The organism is Streptomyces sp. NRRL S-118, assembly GCF_000716335.1.
In the GTDB taxonomy this organism is placed as follows: domain Bacteria; phylum Actinomycetota; class Actinomycetes; order Streptomycetales; family Streptomycetaceae; genus Streptomyces.
This window is the reverse complement of record NZ_KL591012.1, coordinates 1-5,198: the sequence shown is the minus strand read 5'-3', so window position 1 is coordinate 5,198 and position 5,198 is coordinate 1. Positions and strand designations below refer to the sequence as shown.

Genomic DNA, 5,198 nt, shown 5'->3' with positions numbered 1-5,198 from the left:
TGTTCTTCAGCTCCAGGATCTCGCCCCGCGCGTCCACGTCGATCTTCTGCGACAGGTCACCGCGCGCCACGGCCGTCGTCACCTGCGCGATCTGCCGCACCTGGGACGTCAGGTTCCCGGCCATGAAGTTGACGGAGTCCGTGAGCTCCTTCCACGTGCCCGAGACGCCGTCGACGCGCGCCTGACCACCCAGCCGGCCCTCCGTGCCCACGTCCCGCGCCATCCGCGTCACCTGGTCGGCGAACGACGACAGCTGCGCGACCATCGTGTTGACCGTGTTCTTCAGCTCCAGCATCTCGCCCGCGACGTCGACGGTGACCTTCTGCGTCAGATCACCGTTCGCCACCGCCGTCGTCACCTGCGCGATGTCCCGCACCTGACCGGTGAGGTTGCGGAACGCCGTGTTGACCGAGTCGGTCAGGTCCTTCCACGTCCCCGCGGCGCCCGGCACATGCGCCTGGCCGCCCAGCCGGCCCTCGACACCCACCTCGCGGGCCACCCGCGTCACTTCGGAACCGAACGCCGACAGCTGGTCCACCATCGTGTTGACGGTGTTCTTCAACTCCAGCATTTCCCCGGCCACGTCGACCGTGACCTTCTGCGACAGGTCACCGTTCGCCACCGCCGTCGTCACCTGCGCGATGTCCCTCACCTGAGTGGTCAGGTTCCGGAACACGGTGTTGACCGAGTCCGTCAGGTCCTTCCACGTGCCGGCCGCGCCCGGCACCTGCGCCTGCCCGCCGAGGAGGCCCTCGGCACCGACCTCGCTCGCCACGCGCGTCACCTCGTCGGCGAACGTCCGCAGCGTCTCGGTCATCTGATTGATCGTGTCGGCGAGCTGCGCCACCTCGCCCCGCGCACTGACGGTCACCTTCTGCGACAGGTCGCCGTTGGCGACCGCCGTCGTCACCTCGGCGATGCCCCGCACCTGGGACGTCAGGTTGCCCGCCATCGTGTTGACGGAGTCGGTGAGGTCCTTCCACACCCCCGCCACGCCCGGCACCTCGGCCTGACCGCCCAGCTCGCCCTCCGTACCCACCTCGCGGGCCACCCGCGTGACCTCGGAGGAGAAGGACGACAGCTGGTCCACCATCGTGTTCACGGTGTTCTTCAGCTGGAGCATCTCACCGGCCACGTGCACGGTGACCTTCCGCGACAGATCGCCCTTGGCGACCGCCGTCGTCACGAGAGCGATGTCCCGCACCTGAGCCGTCAGCCGGTACGCCATGGTGTTCACCGAATCCTGGAGATCCTTCCAGGAACCGGACATGCCGCGCACCTGCGCCTGCCCGCCGAGCTTGCCCTCGGTGCCGACCTCCAGCGCCACCCGGGTCACCTCGTCGGTGAACGCCGAGAGCTGGTCGACCAGGTTGTTGACGGTACGGGCGACCTTGAGGAACTCCCCGCGCAACGGCCGCACCGTCCCGTCGAGGCTCTCCGAGCGCAGCTCCATCCGCTGCTCCAGGTCACCCTCCGCGACCGCGGACAGCACCCGCCCGACCTCCGACACGGGCCGCGTCAGATCGTCGACCAGGGCGTTCGCCGCCTCGATGGCCTGCGCCCAGGCGCCCTCGCTGGCCCCGACCTCCAGCCGCTCCGACAGCTTGCCCTCGCGCCCGACCATCCGCCGGACCCGCTGCAGCTCACCGGTCAGGTGCAGCTTGCGGTCGGCGACCTCGTTGAAGACGGCGGCGATCTCCGCCATCACACCGTCACCGGTCACGGTCAGGCGTTTGCGGAAGTTGCCGTCCCGCATCGACGCCAGGGCGGTCAGCAGCCGCTCCAGGGCAGCGGCATCCACCTCGACCGTCCCACCGCTCCGGGACCGCCCGCCCTTCGCGCGCGTGCTTCCGCTCCGCGCCGTCACGCCAGACTCCACCGTGTCCCTCCCGCAGGGGTTGACCGTACTGCTCGGGCATCGCTCGTGGCTGCTCGGGCAGGGAATGCCCGGACCGCAGCCGGAAGCCCTCCCAGTGTTTCACCACGAGCGATCGAGGCCATAACAGTTCGGCAGCTTCGCATAACGTCCCCACCCTCGGGGGACGGAAACGGTGGTGACCACCACCCGCCCGGACAGCGAAGGTAAGTAACCTGGCATCCGGCTGTCCAACCGCCCCGGTCCGCCCGGCTGGGGGCGGTGCGGCGGAGCGCGACCACCGGGCACCGGGGAGGGGCAGGGCCGACCATGGCAGAGCCGGGCGTCGAAACGCGTACGAGGAGTTCTGTGATCACCGCTCGGGCGGCCGCCACCTTCGAGCCCGTGGGGCGGTCCGTGGCGACCGCCCGGGCCTTCGTCCGGGACACCCTCCAGGGCTGGGGTTACGGCGATGTCGTCGACGACGCCGTCGTCCTCACCAGCGAACTGGTCACCAATGCGGTGATCCACGCCGGCACCGCCGCCGACGTCCTGTGCCTGCGCACCGAGCACGGCGTACGCGTCGAGGTCGCCGACCGCTACCCGGAGCGCGAGGTGCCCCTCCAGGGCTCCGGCCGCACCGAGGTGCACCCGGAGCGCGAGAACGGCCGCGGACTGCTGCTGTGCGCCGCCCTGGCCTCCCGCTGGGGCGTGGAGTACTCCCCCACCCGCAAACAGGTCTGGTTCCAGCTCGACCTCCCCGAACGCCCCGTCGGCACCCGCTCCGCCGGCCCCGCGCTCCCCGACGACCTCCTCCCCGTGGCCGACGAACGCGTCCGCGTCGCCGTCGCCCAGATCGACCGCAACGGCACCATCACCGCCTGGAACGAGGACGCCGAGCGCCTCTTCGGGTACGCCGCCGACCAGGTCGTCGGCAAACCGCTCGGTGACTTCGCCGCCTGGCCCCACACCCCCGGCATCGGCACCGGCCTCGCCGAGGCCCTGCGGCTCTCCCGCTGGGAGGGCAGTTACGGCATCCGCTGCGCCGACGGCCGCGTCATCCCCGTCTACGCCTCCCACCTGCGCGTCCGCGACACCCACGGCGAACCGTCCACCGTCTGCCTCCTCGTCCGCGACTACGAGCGCGCCGTCCTCCAGTCCCCGCCCCGCACCCCCGTGACCGACTCGGGCTCCGAGGGCCGCAGCTCCGACCCCTTCGAGGTCTTCATCGGCTCCCCCGCCCCTGACGACCTCGACGGCCTGCTGCAGCGGACCGTCGAGCGCGCCCGCGACATGCTCGACGGCGACGCCGCCTTCCTCCTGCTGGCCACGGACGACGAGACCGAGCTGGAGGTCCGCGCCACGACCGGGCTCCCCTCGGCCCGCCAGCGCTTCGCCCGCGTGCCCGTCGAGTCCGGCACCAGCCGCTACTCCTCCGCCCGCATGCCCGCCGTCCACGAGGACCTCGCGGCCGTCCCCGGCGCCGTACCGCTCCTCAACGGCACCGGCATGCGCTCGGTCGTCACCGTCCCCCTCAAGGTCGAGGGACGCCTCACGGGCTCGCTGGGCGTCGCCGCGGAGGCCTCCGGGCGGTACTCGAACGAGGAAGCCCTGCGCCTCCAGTTCGCCGCGGACCGCATCGCCCTCGCCGTGGAGTCGGCGCGTCTGGGCGAACTCGAGCGTCTCCGCCGCGGCTCCCTCAGCTTCCTCGTCGAGGCCTCCGACCTGCTGGCCGGCACCCTGGACCGGGACCAGACCCTGGCCCTCATGGCCCAGATGACGGTGCCGACGCTGGCCACCTGGTGCGCCGTCTACACGATCGCCGACCAGTCCTCCGACCCGTACCTCTCCTACGTCCTCCACGAGGACGAGGACCGCATCGACGGCCTCAAGGCCCTCCTGTCCAAGATCCCGCCGCCGGAGCCGGTCCCCTCCCCCGGGGCCCGCGTCTGGACCGCCCCTTCCGACGCCGCCCACCAGGCCGCCCTGCGCACCTCCATGCGCGAGCTGGGGTACGGCTCCAGCCCGCTGTCGTCCGGCATCGGTACGACCCTGGCGACGGCCAGCGCGGTCGGCGGCGAGACGGTCGTCCTGCCGCTGGTCGCCCGTAACCGCGTCATCGGCATGCTGACGCTGGGCAAGCCGTCCGACGACCACTTCCGCCAGGAGATCCTGGAGCTCGCCGAGGACCTCTCCCGCCGGGCCGCCCTCGCCCTCGACAACGCACGCCTGTACTCCGAGCGCACGGCCATCAGCCAGTCGCTCCAGCGCAGCCTGCTGCCTCCGGGCCTCCCGCAGGTGCCGGGCGTCGAGGTCGACGTCATCTACCGCGCGGCCGGCGAAGGCAACGAGGTCGGCGGCGACTTCTACGACCTCTTCCCGATCCGCGACAACGCGTACGGCTTCGCCATCGGCGACGTCTGCGGTACGGGTCCGGAAGCCGCGGCCGTCACCGGCCTCGCCCGCCACGCCCTGCGCCTGCTGGCCCGTGAGGGCTTCGGCGGCCCCGCGGTCCTGGAGCGCCTGAACGCCGCGATCCTCGACGAGGGCGCCCGCTCCCGCTTCCTCACCCTGCTCTACGGCGAGTTGTGGCCCCAGGAGGACGGCAGCGCCCTCCTCAAGGTCGTCTGCGCCGGCCACCCGCTCCCGCTGCGCCTGCGGCAGGACGGCACGGTCGAGCCGGCCGCCGAACCGCAGCCGCTCCTCGGCGTCATGGACGACCTGGAACTGTACGAGGAGACCGTCACCCTGGATCCGGGCGACGTCCTGCTGTGCGTCACCGACGGCGTCACCGAACGCCGCGAGGGCTCCCGCATGCTCGGCGACGACGGCCTGATGGACGTCCTCACCACGTGTACGGGCCTGACGGCCGGCGCGGTCACCGCCCGCGTGATGCGCGCGGTCGAACGTTTCGCAGCCGAGCCGCCGTCCGACGACATGGCGATCCTGGCGATGCGTGTCCCGGAGCCGCACACCGACTGACGGACAGGGCCGTCGCCCCTGCCGCCAACGCGAAGAGGACCCCCGCCACTTGGGCGGGGGTCCTCTTTCGTTCCAGAGCCCCCAAACGGAATCGAACCGTTGACCTTCTCCTTACCATGGAGACGCTCTGCCGACTGAGCTATAGGGGCCGGCTTGTCGCTTCGAGGTTTCCCTCGCGGCAACGGGATAGAGCATACCCCGAACGAACGGATTCGCCTAACCGGCTCCCACTCCGGCAACACCGCACGGGTTCCCGCATCCTGACGCCCTCTCACCTGCCCAGAGCCGAAAAGAGTCTCCGCCCGAGACCTGGGCCTAAAACGCGGAAAAGCCCCGCACCATACGGTGCGGGGCTTTCCCA

The 5,198-nt window shown here is 71.4% G+C and carries 2 protein-coding genes and 1 tRNA gene; 1 reads left to right on the top strand and 2 read right to left on the bottom strand.

Annotated elements, in window-relative coordinates; all coding sequences use genetic code 11:
- The coding region (locus IH00_RS44175) for a HAMP domain-containing protein (RefSeq protein WP_234334915.1) at positions 1 to 1,756 on the bottom strand (1,756 nt) is incomplete at its 3' end.
- Positions 1,757 to 2,185: 429 nt separating this feature from the next.
- Between IH00_RS44175 and IH00_RS0120745 the strand changes: the two genes are divergently transcribed.
- A complete protein-coding gene (locus IH00_RS0120745) occupies positions 2,186 to 4,837 on the top strand; it encodes a SpoIIE family protein phosphatase (RefSeq protein WP_039947265.1) in 2,652 nt (883 codons plus the stop codon).
- Positions 4,838 to 4,913: 76 nt separating this feature from the next.
- Here the strand turns inward: IH00_RS0120745 and IH00_RS0120740 are convergent.
- Positions 4,914 to 4,986 (bottom strand) — tRNA-Thr (locus tag IH00_RS0120740).
- Positions 4,987 to 5,198 lie beyond the last annotated feature (212 nt).